Origin of the sequence: Halomonas sp. ND22Bw, assembly GCF_003011945.1 — a bacterium.
GTDB lineage: Bacteria > Pseudomonadota > Gammaproteobacteria > Pseudomonadales > Halomonadaceae > Halomonas > Halomonas halophila.
Window position 1 is genome coordinate 1 of record NZ_PXWD01001463.1, and the last position, 248, is coordinate 248.

The window sequence follows — 248 nt, forward strand, 5'->3', positions numbered from 1 at the left end:
TCTATCGCCAGATGCCCGAACTGATCGAGCGGGGGCACGTCTATATCGCCCAGCCGCCGCTCTATAAGGTCTCCAAGGGCAAGCAGTCGCGCTACCTCAAGGATCAGGCCGATATGGACGCCTATCTGATCGAGGAAGGCTCGTCCGAGGCCGAACTGGACCTGTCCACCGGCGAACGCCGCATGGGCCTGGACCTGCAATCCCTGGTGCGCGAGGCCAAGGCCTTCAAGGCCGGGGTGTATCGCCTC

The 248-nt window shown here is 63.3% G+C and carries 1 pseudogene; it reads left to right on the forward strand.

Going from position 1 to position 248, the window contains the following annotated elements:
- Positions 1 to 248: pseudogene (gyrB, locus tag CVH10_RS23080) on the forward strand (DNA gyrase subunit B); the annotation flags it as partial.